Consider the following 21,348-nt stretch of genomic DNA (forward strand, 5'->3'; position numbering starts at 1 on the left):
TTCAGAAGAGTCCTCGCTCGAGCAGCGCCTGGCAGGCCGTTATCGGGTCCTGGGCCAGGTGCAGATCGGCGATTTCAGAGAGACATACGGACCACTCGGCGGGATGGATGCACACCGCGGGTCCGGCGATGAATTTTTTGCAGCCGATGCCGTTGAGCAGCCTGGGCAACTGCGCAGGGTTGAGAGCCTTGCTTGAATACAGCAGCAGGCCCCGGGCCTGCAGGCGTTCGACGGCCAGGGCCAGTTCGGCGCCGGGCAGTGGCCAGTCGAAGACTTCCACCGGGCAATCGGCGCTGCTGGCCAGCCAGGCGGTCAGCCACAGGTGGGGTTCCAGCGGCAGGTCCGACTGGTTGACCAGCAGCAGCGGTGGGGCCTGCAGCTGTCGATTGTTGTGGTAGATCCGTGCCCCCAGCTTGCTGCGCAGCCAGGAGTAGAAGAACACCTGCTCCATCTGGCTGCCGAACTGACCCTGCCAGCGCTGCTCCAGTTCTGCCAGCAACGGCATCAACAGGTGCTCGCACAGGGTGCGCGGCGGATACAGGGCCATGGCCTGGTTGAAGGTGTCGTCGACCTTGCGCTCGGCCAGTTGGCTGATCGCCAGGCTCAGGGTCTGGCGCAGGCGCTGCCAGTCGTTCTCGGCCGGTGTGCTGGCGCTTGGGGCGCTGTCCAGCAGGTGCTTGACCTGGCTGACCGCCACCCCGCGATTGAGCCAGGTGAGGATGGTGAGAATTTCCTGCACCTGCTCCTGGGAGTACAGGCGGTGGCCCTTTGGGGTGCGCAGGGGCACGATCAGTCCGTAACGGCGCTCCCAGGCGCGCAGGGTGACGGCGTTGACCCCGGTCTGGCGCGCCACTTCGCGAATCGGCAGCCAGCCTTCATCCAGGGCGCGCCGGTAGTGGGCGCTGTTGTCTTCGGCCTGTTGATCGAGTGCTTTCATGGCTCAGATCGCGTTGCGCAGGCTGAGGTTTTCCGGGTGCGGCTGCAAATACAACTGCTGGGCGATGTAGGGATCGGGGTGCTGGCGGAAGTGGTGCTTGAGCAGGGTCAGGGGCACCACCAGAGGCACGATGCCGTGACGGTACTGACCAATGACATGCTGCACTTCCTGCTTGTCCGCGCTGCTGATGGCTTGCTTGAGGTAGCCGCTCAGGTGCTGCAGCACATTGCTGTGGGTGCCGCGGGTCGCGCATTTGCTCAGCGCCGCCATCAGCTCGCTGAAATAGCGCGGGCCGATCAGGCTCGGATCGCTCTTGCCCATGCTGCCCAGCAGATTGCCCAGGGTCTTGTACTGCACCGGGTGATGGGCCATCAGCAGGTATTTGCAGCGCGAGTGGAAGTCCGTGAGGGCGCGGCGAGTCAGGCCCTGCTTGAGCAGCGCCTGCCAGTCGCGATAGACGTAGACCCGAGTCAGGAAGTTTTCCCGCAGCACCGGATCGTTCAGGCGCCCGGCTTCTTCCACTGGCAGATCGGGATGTTTCTGACAGAACGCCTGGGCATAGATGCCGCGACCGCCGTTGCGATGGGGAATGCCGTTGGCCTGATACACCTTGACCCGCTCCAGGCCGCAGGAGGGCGAGTTCTGCATGAAGATGTAGCCGCAGATGTCATCGACCTCGGCCGCCATGCGCTCGCCATATTCGGCCAGGGGCAGGGTGACGTCCAGGCTGGGGTCCACGGTGCCCACGGCCCGCGGCTGCTCGGGGTCGCCGACCAGTCGGATAGGTTCGCGGGGGGTGCCCATGCCGATAGCGACTTCCGGGCACAGGGGCACGAAGTCGAAGTGTTCGCTGAGGACTCGGCTGCACAGCCGGGACTCTTTGTGTCCACCGTTGTAGCGGACTTCCACACCCATCAGGCAGGCGCTGATGGCAATTTTCGGCTTGGCGGACATGCTGCAACCTCCAGGGCTTACCTGTACAAAAACCTAACGTTGTACAACTTGTCTTCATCATAGAATTAAAGTTGTACAAGTCAAATTGTTTGTATAGGTATTGCCCTGCGGTTGCGCCGGTTACCGCCAGCCCATTCGCCACTCGCTGTCGTTTTGGAGGGTTTGCCAGCTCAATCGCTGGCAGCGTCGGGTGAGCACCGCTTGCAGTTCGATGTCCAGCACGGTGCCTTCTTCATCGCAGAAGAGTTCGGTGACCAGAAAGTGCTTTTCGCGGCGCTGCGGATGGGCTGCCGTCCATTTCGACAGCAGCAGTTTGCGTGGGTTGAGTCGATTCACTGCAGGCTCTCGTGCAGCCGGCGTGCGGCCTCCTGGCCACTGAGCCAGGCGCCTTCGACCCGACCGGAGAGGCACCAGTCGCCGCATGCATACAGCCCCAGGTCGGCGTCGGCCAGGGCGCCCCATTCATGGCTGGTGGCCGGGCGGGCGTAGAGCCAGCGATGGGCCAGGCTGAAGGTCGGGGCGGGCATGACGCTGTGCAGCAGCTCGGCGAAGGCCCCGTGCAATTGTTCGGTCACGGCCTCCTTGGAGAGGTCGATGTGCTGCCGACTCCAGGTGCTGGTGGCATGCAGGATCCAGGTGTCGAGGTGGCTATCGCGTCCAGGCTTGCTGCGGTTGCGGGCCAGCCAGTCCAGTGGACTGTCCTGGACGAAGCAGCCCTCCATCGGGGTTTCCAGTGGGGTATCGAAAGCCAGGGCCACGGCCCAGGTGGGGTCCATTTTCACCCCGGCGGCCACCCCGGCGAGCTTCGGCGCGGCGGCCAGCAAAGCGGTGGCTTGCGGCGCCGGCGTGGCAATCACCACATGGCTGAAGGGGCCGTGGGTAAAGCCTTCGGCGTCCTGCAGGTGCCAGTGCTGTTCGCCACGGAAGACCTCGGTGATGCGGCAGGCGAAGTGCACTTCGAGGTCGCCGATCAGGGCGCGGGTGATGGCGCTCATGCGTGGCGTGCCGACCCAGCGGGTCTGCTCATCGGGGGAGGGGCTGAGCTGGCCGCCGTGGGAGTTGTAGAGTTGCGGTGCCCATTCGGCGACCCAGCCCTTGGCTTGCCAGCGCTGGACTTCGGTGACGAAACGACGGTCCCGGGCGGTAAAGTACTGGGCCCCCAGATCCAGGCTGCCGGCATCGCTGCGCTTGCTCGACATGCGTCCACCGCTGCCGCGGCTTTTGTCGAAGAGTTGGATGCTGTGCCCGGCATCTCGAAGTGCCTGGGCGGCGGAGAGTCCGGCGATGCCGGTACCAATGATTGCGATGGGTACTGTCATAGGGGCCTCGTTTACCAGTCTGTACAGATTACGCCGCTACTAAAACCTGTACAATATTGTTTTTTGGTATAGCTTTCGGCGTCATCGGTTGTGCAGGTTGTCTATCGTTAAGTCACAGCCTGTCCGATTGAAAAGATCCCTGCTTATAAAAATAGACTAGTGATTCGGGTAAAACGCCACGCGAGGAAGATGTCATGCATATATTGCTGACCGGCGGTACTGGTTTGATCGGGCGTGCGCTGTGTCGTTACTGGCAGGCCCAGGGTCACCAATTGAGTGTATGGACGCGCCATCCCGAAAAAGTGGCCGCTCTGTGCGGCCCTCAAGTGCGGGCCATCAGAACTTTGCAAGAGCTGGACCAGGCGCCGCTGGATGCGGTGATCAACCTGGCCGGCGCCCCGATCGCCGATCGGCCCTGGACCCATAAGCGCAAGGCGCTGCTGTGGGGCAGCCGTATTGCCCTCACCGAAACCCTGCTGGCCTGGCTCGAAAGTCGCCAGAGCAAGCCCAAGGTCCTGGTTTCGGGATCGGCGGTGGGCTGGTACGGCGACGCAGGGGAGCGGGAACTGAGCGAGGATTCGCCGCCGGTCAATGAAGACTTTGCCAGCCAGCTGTGCATTGCCTGGGAAGAAACGGCCCAGCGTGCCGAAGCCATGGGGGTGCGTGTGGTGCTGGTGCGCACCGGTTTGGTGCTGTCTGCCGAGGGCGGCTTTTTGTCGCGCCTGCTGCTGCCGTTCAAGCTGGGACTGGGCGGTCCTATCGGTAGCGGCCGGCAGTGGATGCCGTGGATTCATATCGACGACCAAATTGCCCTGATTGATTTTCTTGTGCATCAGGATGAGGCACGGGGTCCTTATAATGCCTGCGCGCCGAAGCCGGTGCGCAACCGCGAATTCGCCAAGAGCCTGGGGCGGGTGCTGCACCGTCCGGCGCTGATGCCGCTGCCGGCCTTTGTCTTGCGCCTGGCCCTGGGTGAGTTGTCGTTGCTGTTGCTGGGTGGCCAGCGTGCCGTTCCCGCGCGTTTGCTGGAGGCGGGATTCACTTTCCAGTTCACTGATTTGTCCGCGGCCCTGGACGATATTGCCAGCCGCCTTTGAAATAGGACGTTGCATGACCGATCACGCGTTGCTCCTGGTCAATCTCGGTTCGCCGGCCTCCACTTCGGTGGCGGATGTGCGCCGCTACCTCAACCAGTTCCTCATGGACCCCTATGTCATCGACCTGCCCTGGCCGGTGCGGCGGTTATTGGTGTCGCTGATCCTGATCAAGCGCCCGGAGCAGTCGGCCCATGCCTACGCCTCGATCTGGTGGGAGGACGGTTCGCCGCTGGTGGTGCTCAGCCGCCGCTTGCAGCAGGTGATGAGCGAGCAGTGGAAGCAGGGCCCGGTAGAGCTGGCGATGCGTTACGGCGAGCCTTCGATCGAGTCGGCGCTGCTCAAGCTGGTGGCCCAGGGACAGAAGAAAATCACCCTGGCCCCGCTTTATCCACAGTTCGCCGACAGCACCGTGACCACGGTGATCGAGGAGGCCCGGCGCGTGGTGCGCGAGCGCAAGCTGGATGTGCAATTGAGCGTGCTGCAGCCGTTCTACGATCAGCCCGAGTACATCGAGGCCCTGGCGGCCAGCGCCAGACCCTACCTGGCCCAGGAGCATGATCATCTGCTGCTGAGCTTCCACGGTCTGCCGGAGCGGCACCTGACCAAGCTCGACCCTACCGGTCAGCATTGCTTCAAGGATGCCGACTGTTGCCGCAACGCTTCTCCCGCGGTGTTGGCCACCTGTTATCGCGCCCAGTGCCTGCGAACGGCATCGGCCCTTGCCGAGCACCTGGGGCTGGCGGATGGCACATGGTCGGTGTCCTTTCAGTCGCGCTTGGGCCGGGCCAAATGGATCGAGCCCTACACCGAGACGCGCCTTGATGAGCTGGCCAAGCAGGGCGTGAAGAAGCTGATGGTGATGTGCCCGGCGTTTGTCGCCGATTGCATCGAGACGCTGGAGGAGATCGGTGATCGCGGGCGCGAGCAGTTCCGTGAGGCGGGGGGCGAGGATCTGCTGTTGATCCCGTGCCTGAATGACGACCCGCAATGGGCGCAGGCCTTGAACACCTTGTGCGCCAGGGCGCCGTTGGCGTTGTAAACAGCTTCGCCGGCAAGCCAGCTCCTGCGGAGCGGACTTGCCGGCGAACGCGTCTTCAGATCAAAGGCTCATCGGCCTTCTTGTTCTTCCAGCCGTCATTACCCGGCAGCACCAGGTTCAGCACGATGGCGACGATGGCGCACAGGGCGATGCCCTTGAGGCCGAAGTCGTCCGGACCGGTGCCGGTTCCCACCAGCACGCCGCCAATCCCGAACACCAGGGTGACCGAGACGATCACCAGGTTGCGGGCTTCGCCCAGGTCGATCTTGTGGCGGATCAGGGTATTCATGCCCACCGCGGCAATCGAACCGAACAGCAGGCAGAGAATCCCGCCCATCACTGGCACCGGAATGCTTTGCAGCAGGGCGCCGAACTTGCCGATAAAGGCCAGGGAGATGGCGAAGACCGCTGCCCAGGTCATGATTTTCGGGTTGTAGTTCTTGGTCAGCATCACTGCGCCGGTGACTTCGGCATAGGTGGTGTTGGGCGGGCCGCCGAACAGGCCGGCTGCGGTGGTGGCGATGCCGTCACCGAACAGGGTGCGATGCAGGCCGGGCTTCTTCAGGTAGTCGCGACCGGTGACGCTGCCCACGGCAATGACTCCGCCGATGTGCTCGATGGCCGGAGCCAGGGCCACAGGGACAATGAACAGGATCGCCTGCCAGTTGAACTCTGGTGCGGTGAAGTGTGGCAGTGCCAGCCAGGGGGCGGCGGCGATCTTCGCGGTGTCCACCACGCCGAAGTAGAAGGACAGGGCAAAGCCCACCAGCACCCCGGAAATGATCGGCACCAGGCGAAAGATGCCTTTGCCGAACACCGCCACGATCAACGTGGTGAGCAGCGCCGGCATGGAGATCATCATGGCCGTCTGGTAATGGATCAGCTCGCTGCCGTCACCGGCCTTGCCCATGGCCATGTTGGCGGCGATGGGAGCCATGGCCAGGCCGATGGAAATGATCACCGGGCCAATGACCACCGGCGGCAGCAGACGGTCGATGAAACCGGTGCCCTTGATCTTCACCGCCAGGCCGAGGAAGGTGTAGACGAAGCCTGCCGCCATCACGCCGCCCATGGTCGCCGCCAGGCCGAACTGGCCCTTGGCAAGAATGATCGGGGTGATGAAGGCAAAGCTCGACGCCAGGAACACCGGCACCTGGCGCCCGGTTACCAGCTGGAACAACAGAGTCCCGAGACCCGCCGTGAACAGCGCCACGTTCGGGTCAAGACCGGTAATCAGCGGCATCAACACCAGGGCGCCAAAGGCCACGAAGAGCATCTGTGCGCCAGACAGCACCTGGCGCCAGAGCGGATCGTTGAACTCGTCCTGCATGGTCAGGAGTCCTTCTGCTTGGTGCCGAAGATCTTGTCACCGGCATCACCCAGGCCAGGAATGATGTAGCCATGTTCGTTGAGCTTCTGATCGATGGACGCGGTGTAGATGGTCACGTCCGGATGGGCCTGTTCCACGGCGGCGATGCCTTCGGGAGCGGCCACCAGGACCATGGCGCGGATGTCGCGGCAACCGGCCTTTTTCAGCAGGTCGATGGTGGCGACCATGGAGCTGCCGGTGGCTAGCATCGGGTCGATGATCATCGCCAGGCGCTCGTCGATCTCCGGTACCAGTTTTTCCAGGTAGGTGTGGGCCTGCAGGGTTTCCTCGTTGCGGGCCACGCCCACGGCGCTGACCTTGGCGCCCGGGATCAGGCTCAGTACGCCTTCGAGCATGCCGATACCGGCGCGCAGGATCGGCACCACGGTAATCTTCTTGCCGGCGATTTTCTCGACCTGGACAGGGCCGCACCAGCCCGGGATTTCATAGCTTTCCAGGGGCAGGTCTTTGGTGGCTTCGTACGTCAGCAGGGCACCGACTTCCTGAGCGAGCTCGCGAAAGTTCTTCGTGCTAATGTCTGCGCGGCGCATAAGGCCAAGTTTGTGTCGGATCAGCGGATGGCGGATCTCACGGATGGGCATAGGGAAAGGCTCCGGCGGCGGGCAAAAAAAACGGCCTAGATTAATCTATCCGGGGTGGTTGTCCTATAGACATAAAGTACGTTAGTCCAGAAACGCTTGATCTGATCGGGCCGGATGCGTACCTTTGCCCGCTTTTCCGAAACTGCCACCCCCTTGGAGAGCGCCATGTCCGCTGATCTCGAGCATATCCGTCAAATCATGCGCGAGGCTGACTGCCTGTACACCGAAGCTGAAGTCGAGGCGGCCATCGCCCGTGTCGGTGCACAAATCACTGAAGAACTGGCTGAGCGCAATCCGGTGGTGTTCTGCGTCATGAACGGCGGCCTGATCTTCGCCGGCAAACTGCTGACCCACTTGCAGTTCCCCCTGGAAGCCTCCTACCTGCACGCCACGCGCTATCGCAACGAAACCAGCGGTGGCGAGCTGTTCTGGAAGTCCAAGCCGGAAGTCTCCTTTATTGACCGCGACGTGCTGATCATCGATGACATTCTCGATGAGGGGCACACCCTGGGCGCCATCATCGACTTCTGCAAACACGCCGGCGCCCGTGCCGTGCACACGGCAGTGCTGATCGACAAGGAACACGATCGCAAGGCCCGTCCGGACCTCAAGGCCGATTACATGGGCCTGCCTTGCGTCGACCGTTACGTCTTCGGCTACGGCATGGACTACAAGGGCTACTGGCGTAACGCCGCCGGCATCTATGCCGTGAAGGGGATGTAAGACATGACCGTGCCGAGCTTTCTCGATCAAGCCTTGTTCAGCGACCTGGCTGAGAAGGCGGCGGCCAATCCCCGTGGTCGTCAGCACCACAACTTCCACGCCATGGAAGAGCCTTGCCATCGCATGGCGGTGGCGCTGCAACCCTCGACCTATGTTCCCCCGCACCGGCACCTGAGCGCCGACAAGGCCGAGACCCTGTTGGTGCTCAAGGGGCGGTTGGGCGTGCTGATCTTCGATGAGGCGGGCCAGGTCCAGGGCAAGCGCGTCTTGCAGGCCGGTGGTGACTGCATCGGTGTCGATCTGCCGGCCGGGGTGTTCCATGGCCTGGTGGTGCTTGAAGCCGACAGCCTGATGTTCGAATGCAAGGCCGGTCCTTATCGTCCGGTGAGTGACGGTGAGCTGGCCGCTTGGGCACCCCGGGAAGGTGAGCCCGGGGTCGCCGAATACCAGGCCTGGATGCGTGCTCAGTTCGACTGAGGGTCTGTGCGTAACCTGAGGTTACGATCGCAGGAGGTGAAGATCTGCGGCAAAAACCCGTGCTAGAGTGCTCAGCCCTTGATTGGAGCCTGTCATGAGCCTGTTGATTCGCACTAGCGCGGCCCTTCTTCTGAGCTTGAGCCTGCCCCTGGCAGCTGCCCCGGCGCCCCTGCATGGGCAATTCCTGCCGCCTGATGACCTGACTCTGCGCGACTCGGTTCCTGAACAGCAGCAGCTGTTGCAGGTCACCGAGTACTCGGTAGTGATCGGCAGCCAGCGTCAATCCAATCAGCAGCCGATTCCGGTGACCTCGCCGGTGTGGGTGCGGCTCAAGGGCAAGCCGTTGAACAAGGGCGCCACCATCAGCCAGGTGCTGGTGAATTTCGACGGTGAGAGCAAAAGCCTGAAAAAGCCCCAGTACGACGCCAAGGCCAGGACCCTGACGCTCTATTACCCCCTGGCTCAGTACCGGGCGGTGATGGACCTGTTGCGTAACGACACCGTGTATTGTCAATTCCTCAGCTACGCCAATGGCCATATCTGGGCCGACTTGCACACCGGCAGCGTGCGTCCGCGTTGAGGCCCGAGGCAGGCTGAGGGTAAACTGCCGGCCCCGTGTAATGTCTGCGAGCTGGAGTCGGCGATGCGTAAAGATAAGAAACAAGTGATTGGTGACGAGATCAGCGACGAGCAGATCAAATTGTTCCTCGATTTCGAGCCGGTCGACGCCACTTCGCCGTCCCTGCATAAGCTGATCAAGGCCTATCGTGGTCTGCGCATCGACGACTTCGAGCGCTTCCTGGTCTTCTTCCTCGAAGCCGGCCTGGACCTGGACGGCAAGGATGAGCACGGCCAGACCTTCGTTGACCTGATCAAGGATCAGCGCAACGCCGCCGACTACATCGAGCTGATGAACAACGCCCGCGGCTGAGTCGTTCAGAACGCATAAAAAAACGCCCCGACCTGCACAGGACGGGGCGTTTTTTATGGGCGGTGGATCAGGCGCAGCTTTCGGTTTCCTTGCTTGGCTCGACCAGCTCCAGGCTCAGGTTATTTTCGCTGTTGATCTTGTGATACAGCGCCGCGTCGGTTTCCAGGGCCTTCTCCCGCGCCGGGAAAATTTCCTTGAGCTTGGTGGCCCATTCGCCGCTGGCCTTGGCCGGGAAGCAGCGTTCGATCAGTTCCAGCATGATCGACACGGTCACCGATGCGCCCGGAGAGGCGCCGAGCAGGGCGGCCAGAGAGCCGTCCTTGGCCGCCACCAGTTCGGTGCCGAACTGCAGGATGCCGCCTTTCTTCGGGTCTTTCTTGATGATCTGTACCCGTTGTCCGGCCACTTCCAGGCGCCAGTCTTCGGCCTTGGCTTGTGGATAGAAGCGGCGCAGGGACTCCAGGCGCTGCTCCATGGACTGCATGACTTCGCTGACCAGGTATTTGGTCAGGTCCATGTTGTCCCGGGCTACGGCCAGCATTGGACCGATGTTGCCGGCGCGAACCGACATTGGCAGGTCGAGGAACGAGCCGTGCTTGAGGAACTTGGTGGTGAAGCCGGCATAGGGTCCGAACAGCAGGGACTTCTTGCCATCGACCACGCGGGTGTCCAGGTGCGGCACCGACATCGGCGGCGAACCCACCGCGGCCTGGCTGTAGACCTTGGCCTGGTGCTGCTTGACCACTTCCGGGTTGTCGCAACGCAGCCATTGGCCGCTCACCGGGAAGCCGCCGAAGCCCTTGCTTTCTTCAATGCCGGAAGCCTGCAGCAGCGGCAGCGCCGCGCCGCCGGCGCCGAGGAACACGAACTTGGCGTCGACTTCGCGGCTGTTGCCGCTGTTGACGTCCTTGATGCTCACGGTCCAGCCGTTGTCCTTGTTGCGCTTGAGGCCGGTCACGCGCTTGCAGTACTTGACCTGGGCATCGGGTGCGCTGGTCAGGTGCTTGAGCAACTGGTTGGTCAGGGCGCCGAAGTTGACGTCGGTGCCGTTGATCACCCGGGTCGCGGCGATGGTTTCGTCCGCCGGGCGGCCCGGCATCATCAGCGGCATCCACTCGGCCATCTTGGCCTTGTCTTCGGTGTATTCCATGTCCGCGAAAGCGTGGTGCTGGCTCAGCACTTCAAACCGCTTCTTGAGGAAGGACACACCCTTGTCGCCCTGCACGAAGCTCAGGTGCGGCACCGGGCTGATGAAGGACTTGGACGAACCGAAGGTGCCTTTCTTGGTCAGGTAGGACCAGAACTGTTTCGACACTTCGAACTGGGTATTGATGTGCACGGCTTTCTTGATGTCGATGCTGCCATCGGCGGCCTGTGGCGTGTAGTTCAGCTCACAGAGGCCGGCGTGGCCGGTACCGGCGTTGTTCCACGGGTTGGAACTCTCCGCGGCACCCGAATCCATCAGCTCGACGACTTCCAGCTTGATCGCGGGGTCGAGCTCCTTGAGCAGTACAGCGAGGGTGGCACTCATGATGCCGGCCCCAACCAATACGACGTCTACTGCTTCGTTATGCGCCATTAACGCGTCTCCAAAATCTGCAGCACCAAATTGACGGCATGGCTGCCAGGAGTGACGGGGCGGTTAACGTAATGCCCCAGGTTACCCATGGCCAGGATCGCCATGTCCGAATCTTCGCAATTCTTTGCAACTACTGCGGACGCTGCCAACCGGGCCTCAAGGTGCATATGAACGCATCTCGGGGCGCTTCGGGCAATTCGACTTATGGTCGATACATCCGCTCGTGCAACCAAATCCGTCAGCGGACAGGCTTCAAGCACCAGTTCTTGAGGAGTGCTCGGTCCTGTGTAATCGGGCTGTTGTAGAGGCCAATGGTGCCAGTTCAGACGCAAAACTATTCATTTGCTCGCCACACTCTTGTGAAGTTGTGAAAACCCGTTTTTTCACGCTCTTTTGAAGACGTGAACCTCAAAAAAGGGCTGCCTCGGCCTGGCACCTGGCCCGAGCGGTGTTGCCGGCATGCAAGGCACGCGGGCACAACGGGCAAAATTCAGTGGCCGAGCAATGGCAGCTCTGCAGATTCGCGAAAAGTGGAGGTTTGCAAGGTGGTACAGCAAGCACGCCAGCTTCACTCGATCTGTGTGGGCGGCTCTCTGTGGGCGGTGCGGGGTGCCAATGCAGTGGCGTTGGCGGTACTGCGAGGCCCGATCAGGAGACGTCCTTATAATCGGGGGGAGATTGTAACGAAGAAATGCGCAGAAATGATCCTGTTTCGTGACTTTTATTAGGCTGTTGGTCAGGTGGCCAGTATCGGTTGCACCACAGGGCCGCTGCTGCGTGGGCTGATCCGAGCGCTGGCGGGCAATGGCTGGTGCAACCAGTTCAGGCGAACCTCCTGGATTTCCACCCAGCCGTCGCCCACCGGGGCGGCGAGACAATGCTTGAAGGCCTGGCAGCGTCCCTGGCTGTCCAGCAAGGCGAAGCTGCGAAATGACTGACGCGGGGCGAACAGGGAGCGGAGGAAGTTCATGACCAGGCACCTGATTGTGTCATTGACGATAAGAATGACCTTGAACCGTTACATGATGATGTATCGCGGGTGAAAGGCAGGTTACAGGAACCCGCTTGTACGGCACCTGTCTGAGTCTTGACTAACTCGTGCCCGACGCTGGTTCGTCGCGGTTGTGCACCGCTATACTGCGGGCCTGTTTGTGCCTGATTCCTGGAGAGATGAGCATGTTGCAACGCCTGTTGTTCGGTTTGATCACTGTGACCAGCCTGTCGCTGGTGGGTTGCGCCCACAGCCCGCAACAACTGAGCCCGGAGCCGAAGCTCACCACTCAGCTGGCGCCTGTCGGCCATGGTCAGCCGGTGGTGGTGAAGGTGGTGGATGGACGTCCGTCGCCGACCCTGGGCACCCGTGGCGGCCTGTATCCGGAAACCAGCGCCATTACCGTGCAGAGCGCGCAGATCCTGCCGAAGCTGCAGGCCCAGGCCGAAGCGGCGGTGCGCCTGCTGGGCTTCACCCCGACGGCTGGAGGCAGCAACGCCCCGCAATTGACCGTGACCCTGGCCGAGCTCAAGTACCAGTCGCCTAAAGAAGGCCTGTACGTGACCGAGGCCACCATTGGCGCGACCTTCCGATCCGATGTGCAAAACGCCAACCGCCGCTACAGCGGTCGCTATGGCGCGTCCCTGGACCAGCGTTTCGGCATGGCGCCGAACCAGGACACCAACACCAAGCTGGTGGGCGATGTGTTGAGCGATGCGCTGACCCGCCTGTTCAAGGACCCGACCATCGGTCAGATCCTCGGCGAATAAGGCGCTGCAACGGACCTGGATCCGTTGCCGGCCCAGTCGACAGAAGCCCGGTTGCCCCTTCAGGCCGCCGGGCTTTTTGTTGGTCGTGTCTCAGGCCGCTTCGACGTAGAAGTCCAACATGCTGATGCCGGTCAGCAGGTCGGTTTCCGGGAGATCCGCGTGCTGATGGCCGCCCAGTGCGCAATACACCAGCCAGTGCCGGTCCTGAACATTGAAGGCCAGGGCGCCCACCAGCGCCTGCTGTTCTTCGCTGGGGGTGATCAGGTAGAGGCGATCCTGGTTTTCTGCGTGCAGCATGACAAGCTCCGTGGGTTTCGAGGGGCGACAGACTGGCTTGTTTGGATGACGAAAAGATGACGCTTTAAATTAATTGCCCCGTGCCTCGTTACTGGTCGGAAAGCCCCCCGCGATTCGACGGCGATTGAGTAGAATCTGCGCGCGGGTGCACTCGGCGACCCGAATGCGGTTTTCCTTCGAGGTTCATGATGTCGCTGCAACTGATCTGGTCGATGTTCAACGCCCACCCCGCCAAATTGATCAACCTGCTGGCCCTGTTGTTCGCCTGTCCGGGCAGCTGGCTGTTGCATGCCACCCGCCGCCGCGAACAGCGGGCCCTGGCCAACCTGGCCACCCAGAGTGAAGACCGGGCCGTGGATCAGCCGCTGCTGATGCTGGATCCCGCCACTGTGCGCATCAATCGCTTCTTCTATCGTTTCGGTTTCGCCTGCCTGGGGCTGGCGCTGCTGGTGTCCTGGATCAGCACGCGTTTCTGATCCGGCACCAAGCTGCAGAGACGACAACGGCGCCCATGGGCGCCGTTGTGCGTTGCGGGGCCGCGCTTACAGCGCCAGGCCGGCCTTGACCCGGTACTGGTTGCGTACCGGGTTGGCGTATTGCAGCACCAGATAAGGGCGGTGCTCCGGCGGACAGGCATCCAGTCGGCGTTGCCATTCTGCCTCGGCCTTGGCCAGTTCCTGCGCCGGGAACACTTCGGCGGCGGCCGGAACCTGCAGTTGCGGGTCGGCGTCGCTCCACTGGGCGTAAGCCAGGTAGTGCACCGGGAACAGGCGGTAGCCGCCGAGAATCTGCCGGTCCATTTCCATCGCCAGTTGCTTGGTGTCTTCGAACAGGGCGCTGATGGGAGCGGCGAAGTTCACGTGGACCCGGCCCTTGTAGCCGGTGATGCCCTTGGCGATGCTCACGTCGTCCTCGCCCGGGGCCTTGGTGTAGCTGCCGGTGGTGGCGCGGATATACAGCTCGCGAGCCTTGGCCTGGTCGCAAGGGTCGTATTCGTAGCTGATGGACACCGGGGTCAGGTTCAGCGAGCGGATCACCTCGCCAAACGGCTCGTCCTTGCGGCTCATGTGGAACATCTTGAGGATGGCCGACTCGGTGCGGTCGTCGCCATCCTTGGCCCGGCCTTCGGCCTGGGCGATCCAGATCGACTGGCCGTCGTTGCGGATCGAGTGGTTGATATAGGCCGAGAGCAACTGGTAGGCCGCGAGTTTTTCCCGACGACCGCTGATGGAGCGGTGCACGATGAAACTCTTGTTCAGGCGCATCAGGTCGCTGACAAACGGCTTCTGCAGCAGGTTGTCGCCAATGGCGATGCGTGGTGTCGGCAGGCCTGCGTGATACACCGCGTAGTTGACGAAGGCCGGGTCCATGACGATGTCGCGATGGTTGGCCAGGAATACATAGGCGGTGCCCGACTTGAACTGCTCGACGCCGGTGTAGGTCACGCCGTCGGTGGCGCGTTCGATGGTGTGGTCGACATAGAACTCGACCTTGTCCTGCAACGTGGCCACCGAAGTGACTCCGGCGAACTCGCGGCGCAGGCGATGGGCGATCAGGGGTTTTAGCAGCCAGCCGAACGTGTTGGCAAAACGCGGGAAGCGAAAGTGGGTGAGGATATCTAGAAACGCCTTGTCGCTGAGCAGCCGGGCCAGCACCGCTGGTACTTCGCTGTCGTGGTAAGGTCGGATGGCATCGAATTCGCCCATCATGCTCTCTTGTTAGAAACGGCTAGGGTAAGTAAAGGTTCGGATCGAAAAAAAGCCGGGCGCGGTCTGAAAATGCGGTTCAGACAAAAAAGCCCTGCAAATAGACCGGCGATTATACGCATAAGTCACTCTGGAGACGGCGATGCTGGAAACCGACCATTATCAGTGCCCTTACTGTGGCGAACAGGCGGAAGCGGTTCTGGACCTGTCCGCTGGCGACCAGACCTACATTGAAGACTGCCCGGTATGCTGCCGGCCGATAGTCTTCACGCTGCAGACCGATGGCCATGAATGGATGCTCGACGTTCACAGTGAAAACGACTGACGGGGAGAGGCTCTCATGCAGCGCATCTACGAGCCGGAAAACCTGATGGAAGGTGAGTTGCTCCAGTGCATGCTGGCCAGCGAGGGCATCGAGTCCCACCTCCAGGGGCGCGACCTGCTCGGCGGGGCCGGGGAGCTGCCGTTGTTCGGGTTGCTGGGGCTGTCGGTGCACGACCATCAGGCGCAGCAGGCACGCGCCCTGATCGCTGCGTACAATGCGGCCCTGCCATTGCCCTTTGACGAACCTGACAGCTTCGCCGGGGTGCTGGTCTGTTAGGCTGAGCGCCGATTTGCCGAGAGTTGTATTGCCCCATGTGTGGACGTTATGCCCTGTTTCGCTGGAACCCCGCCTTTGCCGCCTTGCCGGGATTTCCCGAGGATCAGCGCGCGCAGTGGAATATTTCGCCCAATGATTCGGTGCTGATCCAGCGCGCGGAAAACGGCCAGCGCACCCTGGCCCGGGCCCGTTGGGGGCTGACCCCGGCGTGGCTCACCGATCTGTCGCGCACACCGGCTCATGCCCGGGCGGAAACCCTGGCCGAACAGCCGATGTTTCGCCAGGCGTTTCGCGAGCGGCGTTGCCTGCTGCCGGCCAACGGTTTCTATGAGTGGCGTGGTGGCAGCCGCAAGCGGCCTTACTGGCTGACGCCGGGGGAGGGTTCGTCGATCTTCTTTGCGGCGATTTGGGAGGCCTACCCGGTGCAGGAGCAGGTCTGGTTGAGTACGGCGGTGGTGACCCAGGCCGCAGCCAATCTGCGCCGCCCGCTGATCCTCGATGCCGCCGGCCAGGACGCCTGGCTCGATCCAGAGACTCCGTTGCACGTGCTGCAAGCCTTGCTTGCCAGCCCGCCCGCGGCCTTGCGCGAGCGGGTCCTGGCCAATCTGGTCAACGATCCCAAGCTCAACGGTCCCGAGTGCCTGACGCCGGCCTGACGGACCGGCCACGGGCACTGATTGCACAAGCAGGCCGTAGGCGCGGGCTAGCCCGCGAAGAGGCCCTTTTGAGAGCGTCTTCGCCGAGCAGCCGGCTCCTGCGCGGGGAGGCGGGTCGCCTGCTTACACCTTGAACTGATTGATCAGGCGGCGTTGCTGTTCCGCCAGCTTGGTCAGCCCGGCGCTGGCCGCACTGGACTCGTCGGCGCCGCCGGCCACTTCGTTGGCCACCTGGCCGATGTTGATCACGTTGCGGTTGATGTCTTCGGCCACGGCGCTCTGCTCCTCGGCGGCGCTGGCGATCTGGGTGTTCATGTCGTTGATCACCGACACGGCCTGGGTGATGGTTTCCAGGGCCTGGGCGGCCTTGGCCGCATGCTCCACGCTCTGGTCGGTCTTGTGCTGGCTGTCTTCCATGACCCGCACCACTTCCCGGGTGCCCTGCTGCAGTTGCTGGATCATCGACTGGATTTCTTCCGTGGCCTGCTGGGTCTTCTGCGCCAGGTTGCGCACCTCGTCGGCGACCACGGCAAAGCCGCGCCCCTGTTCGCCGGCCCGGGCTGCCTCGATCGCCGCGTTGAGGGCCAGCAGGTTGGTCTGTTCGGCGATGCCGCGAATGGCGATCAGGATGGCGTTGATGTTCTCGCTGTCCTTGGCCAGGGTTTGCACCACGCCTACCGCGCGGCCGATTTCCTCGGCCAGGGCGCCAATGGCGCTGGAGGTGTCGCGCACGATCTGCATGCCCTGGCTGGCGGCCTGATCGGCATGGCTGGCGGCTTGTGCGGCCTGGGTCGCGTTGCGCGCCACATCCTGGGCGGTGGCGGTCATCTCATGCACCGCGGTGGCCACCTGATCGATTTCCACCATCTGTTTATGCACACCCTGGTTGGTGCGAATGGCGATGTCGGCGGTGTGCTCCGAGGAGTCGCTGACGCTCTGCACCGAGGTCACCACCTGGCTGATCATCGCCTGCAGCTTGGCCAGGAAGGTATTGAAGCCCTTGGCAATGGAGCCCAGTTCGTCGGCGCGGTCGCTGGTCAGGCGCCGGGTCAGGTCGCCTTCGCCCTGGGCGATGTCGTCGAGCATGGCCACCATCTGCCGCAGTGGCCGGGCGATGCCATGGCCCACTAGCCAGATCACCAGCAGGCCGAGGCCGGCGATGAGCAGGCCGACCATGGCCATGCCGAACGTGTCGGCCTTGCGCTGTTCGGCCAGATCATTTTGCAGGGTGTTCAGATCGGCCATCACCGCCCCCAGGGGCAATTGCAGCATCAGGGTCCAGTTGGCGTCGGTCTGGCCGATGCCGAACGGCAGGTACAGGGCAATCTTGCCGTTGGCCTGGTCGACGTTGTAGGTCACTTCGCCGCGCTTGAGGCTGGACAGCCTGGCCACCGCGTCTGCGGGCAGTACATCGCTGACCTTCTCGCCGAACTTGCTCGAATCCTTGGTGTAGGCCACCAGGCGACCATTGCCGCCAATCAGTGCCATCTCGCCGGCACCGCTGTAGAGCTTCTGATTGGCACCCACCAGCATGTCCTGGATGAAGTTCACCGACAGGTCGGCGCCGACGATGCCCTGGAACTTGCCGTTGAGCAGAATGGGCTGAATAAAGGACGCGAGCATCACCACCTTGTCGCCGACCTTGTAGGGCGCGGGGTCGATGACGCAGGACTTGAGACTGTCCTGGGAGCACAGGTAGTACTCGCTGGTGCGCACGCCGGTGGAAAGCAGGGTCCGGTCGTTGACGTCGGCCAGTTTGTCCAGGCCCAGGCTGCCGTCTTCGTTGCGGAACCACCAGGGCAGGAAGCGGCCATTGGTGGTGTCGATGCCCACCACCGAGGTGCCGACATAGGCCGCGTCGTTGTGGTCGATGGCATTGGGCTCCCAGGCGATGTAGGCGCCGAGGATCTTCGGATTCTGGGTGACGTTTTCCTTGACCAGTGCGATCAGCTGTTCCCGGCTCAGGTTGAGGCCGGCGCGGCCTTGCGCATCCGCAGTGCCCAGCAGGGCGTTGACCCGCACCAGGCCGCCGGCAATCAGCAGCGGCGCTTCGAGTTCGCGCTGGATCTGGCTGACCTGGGTCTGGGCCAGGCCACTCAGGCGCTGCTCGATCACTTGCTCGAACTGGGTCTGGGTGCGTTCTTGCACCATTTGCTGGGTCCTGGCGCCGGAGAACAGGGCATACAGCACCAGGGCTGCAACCACGCTGAGAACGATGGCTCCGGCCAGGGCGGCCACGGAAAACTGGATCGACTTGAACTTCATAGAGGCTCCGGGCGCAGGAATTGAGGTCTGCCGTGCTGTATCGGCAGCAGCCTCGCGGGTCATTAGCCTTGAGTGCACAAATGACTGTTTCAGAGTGATGCATGTCGCTATTGGAGGGGGTGTGTCGCGGGCCGCTGGCGGCATGGAGCGAACTGTGAATTTTTTCCTTCAACGACCCAGCGGTATCTGAAATGCGACTCAATGGGTGTTTTGCATCTGGCGCGGATACAGTTCCGCCCTTAGGATACGCGCCATGTTTTCAGGGAGGTTTCATGATGAAGAAGTCGTTACTGGTGTGTGCACTGAGCGCTGCCGTTCTCCTGACCGGTTGTGAAACGGTCAATACCACCAGCGGTGGCGTGGTGGGTGTGGATCGCAAGCAGTCCATGTTCAGCATGGTGTCCAGTGCCGAGGTCAATCAGTCTTACGCCCAGTCCTACCAGGAGACCCTGGGTGAGGCCAGCAGCCAGGGCGTGCTGGACAAAACCAGTGCCAATGCCAAGCGCCTGCAGGTCATCGCTGACCGGCTGATCGCCCAGGCCCCGACTTTCCGCCCCGACTGCGCGCAGTGGAAGTGGGAAGTCAATCTGATCAAGAGCGACGAGCTCAACGCCAACTGCGGTCCTGGCGGCAAGATCATTTTCTACTCCGGCCTGATCGAAAAACTCAAACTGACCGACGATGAAATCGCCGCAGTCATGGGCCACGAGATTGCCCACGCCCTGCGCGAGCATGGTCGCGAGGCCATGTCCAAGCAGTACGCGGTCGGTGCCGGCAAGCAGATTGCTACCCTGTTCGGGGTGTCGCAGGAAACCGTTGCCCTGGGTGATAACGGCGTGAATCTGCTGATGACCCTGCCCAACAGCCGCGAGAACGAAAACGAGGCGGACCTGATCGGCCTGGAGCTGGCCGCGCGTGCCGGTTACAACCCGAATGCCGCCATCAGCCTGTGGAACAAGATGGGCCAGGCGGCGGGTGGTTCGGCGCCGCCTGAGTTCATGAGCACTCACCCGGCTTCCAGCAGCCGAATCGCTTCGTTGCAGGCGGCGATTCCCAAGGTGATGCCGTTGTATCAGCAGGCCAAGAAGTCCTGATCCATCGCTTCATTGTCGCTGACGCTTTCGCCGGCAAGCCGGCTCCTACAGGTTGTGTGGGAGTCGGTTTGCCGGCGATTTCGTTTACAGCCAGCCGCTGATCTGCATGGCCTTGTACACCGCCACCACGGCGAGGATGAAGAAGGCCGACGCCGCCAGGCGACGAATCAGGGTCAGGGGCAGTTTGTCCGCGGCGAAGTTGCCCGCCAGGACCACCGGCACGTTGGCAATCAGCATGCCCAGGGTGGTGCCGATGATCACCAGCCACAGGTCCGGGTATTGCGCCGCCAGCATGACGGTGGCGACCTGGGTCTTGTCACCGATTTCCGCCAGGAAGAAGGCGATCAGGGTGGTCAGGAACGGCCCGAACTTGCGGGCGGTGGTGGCTTCGTCGTCATCCATCTTGTCCGGTACCAGGGTCCACAGCGCAGTGGCGGTGAAGCTGGCGGCCAGAATCCAGTGCAGGGTCGCGTCGGAGAAGAAGCTGCCGAACCAGGCACCTACCGCACCGGCGGCCGCGTGGTTGGCCAGGGTCGCGGCGACGATGCCGGCGATGATCGGCCAGGGTTTGCGAAAGCGCGCGGCAAGAATCAGGGCAAGCAGCTGCGTCTTGTCGCCGATTTCGGCCAAGGCAACGATTGCGGTGGGAACGAGGAGAGAATCCAGCATCATCAGGGTTTTCCTAAGGGGCGGGTCGACACGGCTATGACACGTACAGCCTTCCCGCCCCGGGTAAGGTGTGCGTGTCATAGGTCTTGTCAAACCCTGCGGTCCGTCTGTGCGGACTCTTGGGTCGCATGCGCCATGGTCTGAGGACCAAGTATGTTGACGCATGCCGGACGAGCGTGGCGCTCGTGGGAGACTACTCCCCTAGGACGGAGCGGATTCTGCCTAGGCAAAATCCATTCGGCAAGCCTTGTTTGCGAAAAACCGTCTCAGCCGCGCTTGGCCCGGTAAATCCGGAAACCCTGGCCTTCGGCTTTGATCGCGCACGGCCCAAGGTGTTCTTCGATCAGGGGTTGGTAGCGCAGGAAGCTGTTGGCGACTACCCGTAGTTCGCCGCCTTTTTGCAGATGTTTACTCGCTTTTCGCAGCAGGTTTTCTGTTGCCTGGTAGTCGGTGTGAACCCCGGTATGGAAGGGCGGATTGGTCAGGATGCCGTTCAATTCCATGGGCGCGGCGTCGATGCCGTCACCGGTCAGCACCTCGGCTTGCAGACCGTTGGCGGCCAGGGTCAGGCGACTGCTGGCGGCGGCAAAGGCGTCCACATCCAGCAGGGTCACGCGGTTGTCCGGGTAACGGCGCTTTACCGTGGCGCCCAGGACCCCGGCGCCACAGCCGAAGTCCAGCAGATGACCGGCGGGCAGGTGATCCAGATGCTCCAGCAGTAATGCGGTGCCGCGATCCAGGCGCCCATGGCTGAACACTCCCGGCAGGCTGACCACCGTCAATGGACCTTCGGCCAGGGGCAGTTGGTATTCCTGGGCCAGGCTCTCCAGGGCCACCGGTTCGGGAGCGTTGGCGACCGTGACCTGCCACAGTTGGCAGTGGCGCGCGCTGTCGAGCTTGCGCGGTTTGCCGAAGGGGTTGAGTTGCTTGGCGGCGCTTTCCACGCCGCTGCGCTTCTCGCCCACCAGGTACAGCTCGCGCCCGGCCAGGCGCGAGGCCAGGGCATTGAGCAGGTAGTCGGTCAGGTCCTTGGATTTGGGCAGAAACAGCACGGCGCTGTCGAAGGCCTCGGTCGGCGCGGCTACGCCGAAGTGGCAGCGCCCGGGAAAGCGTGCCTCCAGGGCCGCGTGGTCGCCGGCGTGCCAGCTCCAGCCCCGGGCGTTGGGCAGGCGGCCCAGCAGATCATCCGCGGCCAGGCCGGCCAGCAACAGTGAGCCTTGAAACAACTGAGCCTGGCGTAACAGTACTTCGCTGCGTGTGTCCATGGTCGCC

25 protein-coding genes, 1 pseudogene and 1 riboswitch are annotated in these 21,348 nt (G+C 62.6%); of the genes and pseudogenes, 12 read left to right on the forward strand and 14 right to left on the reverse strand.

All coding sequences use genetic code 11. The features are described 5' to 3' along the window. Nucleotide 1 precedes the first annotated feature (1 nt). From ACMGG8_RS09370 to ACMGG8_RS09385, 4 genes are all read right to left on the reverse strand, one after another. Entirely contained in the window at nucleotides 2-937 is a 936-nt protein-coding gene (locus ACMGG8_RS09370) for a MerR family transcriptional regulator (RefSeq protein WP_060841014.1), read from the reverse strand. Between the two features lie 3 nt (nucleotides 938-940). Beyond that, nucleotides 941-1,891 carry a YbgA family protein gene (locus ACMGG8_RS09375; RefSeq protein ID WP_414159496.1) on the reverse strand — a complete coding sequence of 317 codons (951 nt, stop codon included), beginning with the start codon at nucleotides 1,889-1,891 and terminating at the stop codon, nucleotides 941-943. A 120-nt stretch (nucleotides 1,892-2,011) separates the two neighbouring features. Beyond that, a complete protein-coding gene (locus ACMGG8_RS09380) occupies nucleotides 2,012-2,227 on the reverse strand; it encodes a TIGR02450 family Trp-rich protein (protein WP_015636962.1) in 216 nt (71 codons plus the stop codon). Next, a complete protein-coding gene (locus ACMGG8_RS09385; RefSeq protein WP_060841012.1) occupies nucleotides 2,224-3,210 on the reverse strand; it encodes an NAD(P)/FAD-dependent oxidoreductase in 987 nt (328 codons plus the stop codon). Before ACMGG8_RS09385 ends, ACMGG8_RS09380 begins: the two co-directional genes overlap by 4 nt. A gap of 194 nt (nucleotides 3,211-3,404) precedes the next feature. Between ACMGG8_RS09385 and ACMGG8_RS09390 the strand changes: the two genes are divergently transcribed. Together ACMGG8_RS09390 and hemH are read left to right on the forward strand one after the other, a co-directional pair. Next, nucleotides 3,405-4,307, forward strand: a complete 903-nt coding sequence (locus ACMGG8_RS09390) for a TIGR01777 family oxidoreductase (RefSeq protein ID WP_060844592.1) — start codon at nucleotides 3,405-3,407, stop codon at nucleotides 4,305-4,307. A gap of 13 nt (nucleotides 4,308-4,320) precedes the next feature. Continuing rightward, the gene (gene hemH / locus ACMGG8_RS09395; RefSeq protein WP_060841010.1) at nucleotides 4,321-5,346 is read left to right on the forward strand and encodes a ferrochelatase; all 1,026 of its coding nucleotides are present in this window, start codon (nucleotides 4,321-4,323) and stop codon (nucleotides 5,344-5,346) included. 55 nt (nucleotides 5,347-5,401) lie between these two features. Here hemH and ACMGG8_RS09400 read toward each other — a convergent pair whose 3' ends face one another. Together ACMGG8_RS09400 and upp are read right to left on the reverse strand one after the other, a co-directional pair. Continuing rightward, nucleotides 5,402-6,676 carry a uracil-xanthine permease family protein gene (locus tag ACMGG8_RS09400; protein WP_060841009.1) on the reverse strand — a complete coding sequence of 425 codons (1,275 nt, stop codon included), beginning with the start codon at nucleotides 6,674-6,676 and terminating at the stop codon, nucleotides 5,402-5,404. A 2-nt stretch (nucleotides 6,677-6,678) separates the two neighbouring features. Further along, entirely contained in the window at nucleotides 6,679-7,317 is a 639-nt protein-coding gene (gene upp / locus ACMGG8_RS09405) for a uracil phosphoribosyltransferase (protein WP_011063386.1), read from the reverse strand. A gap of 165 nt (nucleotides 7,318-7,482) precedes the next feature. On the opposite strand from upp, the gene ACMGG8_RS09410 reads away from it, so the two are divergent. From ACMGG8_RS09410 to ACMGG8_RS09425, 4 genes are all read left to right on the forward strand, one after another. Continuing rightward, nucleotides 7,483-8,040: a hypoxanthine-guanine phosphoribosyltransferase gene (locus ACMGG8_RS09410; RefSeq protein WP_042941423.1), complete on the forward strand. Its 558-nt coding sequence runs from the start codon at nucleotides 7,483-7,485 to the stop codon at nucleotides 8,038-8,040. Between the two features lie 3 nt (nucleotides 8,041-8,043). Further along, entirely contained in the window at nucleotides 8,044-8,517 is a 474-nt protein-coding gene (locus tag ACMGG8_RS09415) for a WbuC family cupin fold metalloprotein (protein WP_060841008.1), read from the forward strand. A 94-nt stretch (nucleotides 8,518-8,611) separates the two neighbouring features. Further along, nucleotides 8,612-9,097 (forward strand): hypothetical protein, encoded by a 486-nt coding sequence (locus ACMGG8_RS09420; RefSeq protein WP_060841007.1) that lies wholly within the window; start codon nucleotides 8,612-8,614, stop codon nucleotides 9,095-9,097. A gap of 63 nt (nucleotides 9,098-9,160) precedes the next feature. Then, the gene (locus ACMGG8_RS09425) at nucleotides 9,161-9,448 is read left to right on the forward strand and encodes a PA4642 family protein (protein ID WP_060841006.1); all 288 of its coding nucleotides are present in this window, start codon (nucleotides 9,161-9,163) and stop codon (nucleotides 9,446-9,448) included. Nucleotides 9,449-9,515: 67 nt separating this feature from the next. Here ACMGG8_RS09425 and mqo read toward each other — a convergent pair whose 3' ends face one another. Both mqo and ACMGG8_RS09435 read right to left on the reverse strand, forming a co-directional pair. Further along, a complete protein-coding gene (gene mqo / locus ACMGG8_RS09430) occupies nucleotides 9,516-11,027 on the reverse strand; it encodes a malate dehydrogenase (quinone) (RefSeq protein ID WP_102860278.1) in 1,512 nt (503 codons plus the stop codon). Nucleotides 11,028-11,763: 736 nt separating this feature from the next. Continuing rightward, nucleotides 11,764-11,997 carry a hypothetical protein gene (locus tag ACMGG8_RS09435; RefSeq protein ID WP_414159497.1) on the reverse strand — a complete coding sequence of 78 codons (234 nt, stop codon included), beginning with the start codon at nucleotides 11,995-11,997 and terminating at the stop codon, nucleotides 11,764-11,766. 206 nt (nucleotides 11,998-12,203) lie between these two features. On the opposite strand from ACMGG8_RS09435, the gene ACMGG8_RS09440 reads away from it, so the two are divergent. Beyond that, nucleotides 12,204-12,788, forward strand: coding sequence for a YajG family lipoprotein (locus ACMGG8_RS09440; protein ID WP_060841003.1), 585 nt, complete (start codon nucleotides 12,204-12,206; stop codon nucleotides 12,786-12,788). 90 nt (nucleotides 12,789-12,878) lie between these two features. Here ACMGG8_RS09440 and ACMGG8_RS09445 read toward each other — a convergent pair whose 3' ends face one another. Continuing rightward, nucleotides 12,879-13,085: a hypothetical protein gene (locus ACMGG8_RS09445; RefSeq protein ID WP_016964398.1), complete on the reverse strand. Its 207-nt coding sequence runs from the start codon at nucleotides 13,083-13,085 to the stop codon at nucleotides 12,879-12,881. Between the two features lie 188 nt (nucleotides 13,086-13,273). Between ACMGG8_RS09445 and ACMGG8_RS09450 the strand changes: the two genes are divergently transcribed. Beyond that, the gene (locus tag ACMGG8_RS09450; RefSeq protein WP_173655916.1) at nucleotides 13,274-13,561 is read left to right on the forward strand and encodes a hypothetical protein; all 288 of its coding nucleotides are present in this window, start codon (nucleotides 13,274-13,276) and stop codon (nucleotides 13,559-13,561) included. A gap of 66 nt (nucleotides 13,562-13,627) precedes the next feature. On the opposite strand, the gene ACMGG8_RS09455 is transcribed toward ACMGG8_RS09450, so the two are convergent. Then, nucleotides 13,628-14,794 carry a 1-acyl-sn-glycerol-3-phosphate acyltransferase gene (locus tag ACMGG8_RS09455; RefSeq protein ID WP_060841001.1) on the reverse strand — a complete coding sequence of 389 codons (1,167 nt, stop codon included), beginning with the start codon at nucleotides 14,792-14,794 and terminating at the stop codon, nucleotides 13,628-13,630. Nucleotides 14,795-14,933: 139 nt separating this feature from the next. Between ACMGG8_RS09455 and ACMGG8_RS09460 the strand changes: the two genes are divergently transcribed. From ACMGG8_RS09460 to ACMGG8_RS09470, 3 genes are read left to right on the forward strand one after another with little or no spacing between them, the layout of a single operon-like run. Then, complete coding sequence (locus ACMGG8_RS09460; protein ID WP_060841000.1) at nucleotides 14,934-15,116, forward strand: CPXCG motif-containing cysteine-rich protein; 183 nt, start codon at nucleotides 14,934-14,936, stop codon at nucleotides 15,114-15,116. Between the two features lie 15 nt (nucleotides 15,117-15,131). Beyond that, complete coding sequence (locus ACMGG8_RS09465) at nucleotides 15,132-15,392, forward strand: putative signal transducing protein (protein WP_060840999.1); 261 nt, start codon at nucleotides 15,132-15,134, stop codon at nucleotides 15,390-15,392. Nucleotides 15,393-15,427: 35 nt separating this feature from the next. Further along, nucleotides 15,428-16,048, forward strand: a complete 621-nt coding sequence (locus tag ACMGG8_RS09470; RefSeq protein WP_060840998.1) for an SOS response-associated peptidase — start codon at nucleotides 15,428-15,430, stop codon at nucleotides 16,046-16,048. 123 nt (nucleotides 16,049-16,171) lie between these two features. Here the strand turns inward: ACMGG8_RS09470 and ACMGG8_RS09475 are convergent, their stop codons facing one another. Both ACMGG8_RS09475 and ACMGG8_RS09480 read right to left on the reverse strand, forming a co-directional pair. Then, a complete protein-coding gene (locus ACMGG8_RS09475; protein WP_371261320.1) occupies nucleotides 16,172-17,014 on the reverse strand; it encodes a methyl-accepting chemotaxis protein in 843 nt (280 codons plus the stop codon). 12 nt (nucleotides 17,015-17,026) lie between these two features. Next, a pseudogene (locus ACMGG8_RS09480) lies at nucleotides 17,027-18,457 on the reverse strand (HAMP domain-containing protein); the annotation flags it as partial. Between the two features lie 131 nt (nucleotides 18,458-18,588). Here ACMGG8_RS09480 and ACMGG8_RS09485 point away from each other — a divergent pair. After that, entirely contained in the window at nucleotides 18,589-19,407 is an 819-nt protein-coding gene (locus tag ACMGG8_RS09485) for a M48 family metallopeptidase (protein ID WP_060840996.1), read from the forward strand. A gap of 84 nt (nucleotides 19,408-19,491) precedes the next feature. Here the strand turns inward: ACMGG8_RS09485 and ACMGG8_RS09490 are convergent, their stop codons facing one another. Further along, nucleotides 19,492-20,076: a TMEM165/GDT1 family protein gene (locus ACMGG8_RS09490; RefSeq protein ID WP_042940848.1), complete on the reverse strand. Its 585-nt coding sequence runs from the start codon at nucleotides 20,074-20,076 to the stop codon at nucleotides 19,492-19,494. A gap of 92 nt (nucleotides 20,077-20,168) precedes the next feature. Continuing rightward, nucleotides 20,169-20,290, reverse strand: a riboswitch (yybP-ykoY riboswitch). Nucleotides 20,291-20,342: 52 nt separating this feature from the next. Then, nucleotides 20,343-21,341 (reverse strand): class I SAM-dependent methyltransferase, encoded by a 999-nt coding sequence (locus ACMGG8_RS09495; RefSeq protein WP_060840995.1) that lies wholly within the window; start codon nucleotides 21,339-21,341, stop codon nucleotides 20,343-20,345. Nucleotides 21,342-21,348: the final 7 nt, after the last annotated feature.

The organism is Pseudomonas sp. BNK-45, assembly GCF_047456255.1.
Taxonomy (GTDB): Bacteria; Pseudomonadota; Gammaproteobacteria; order Pseudomonadales; family Pseudomonadaceae; genus Aquipseudomonas.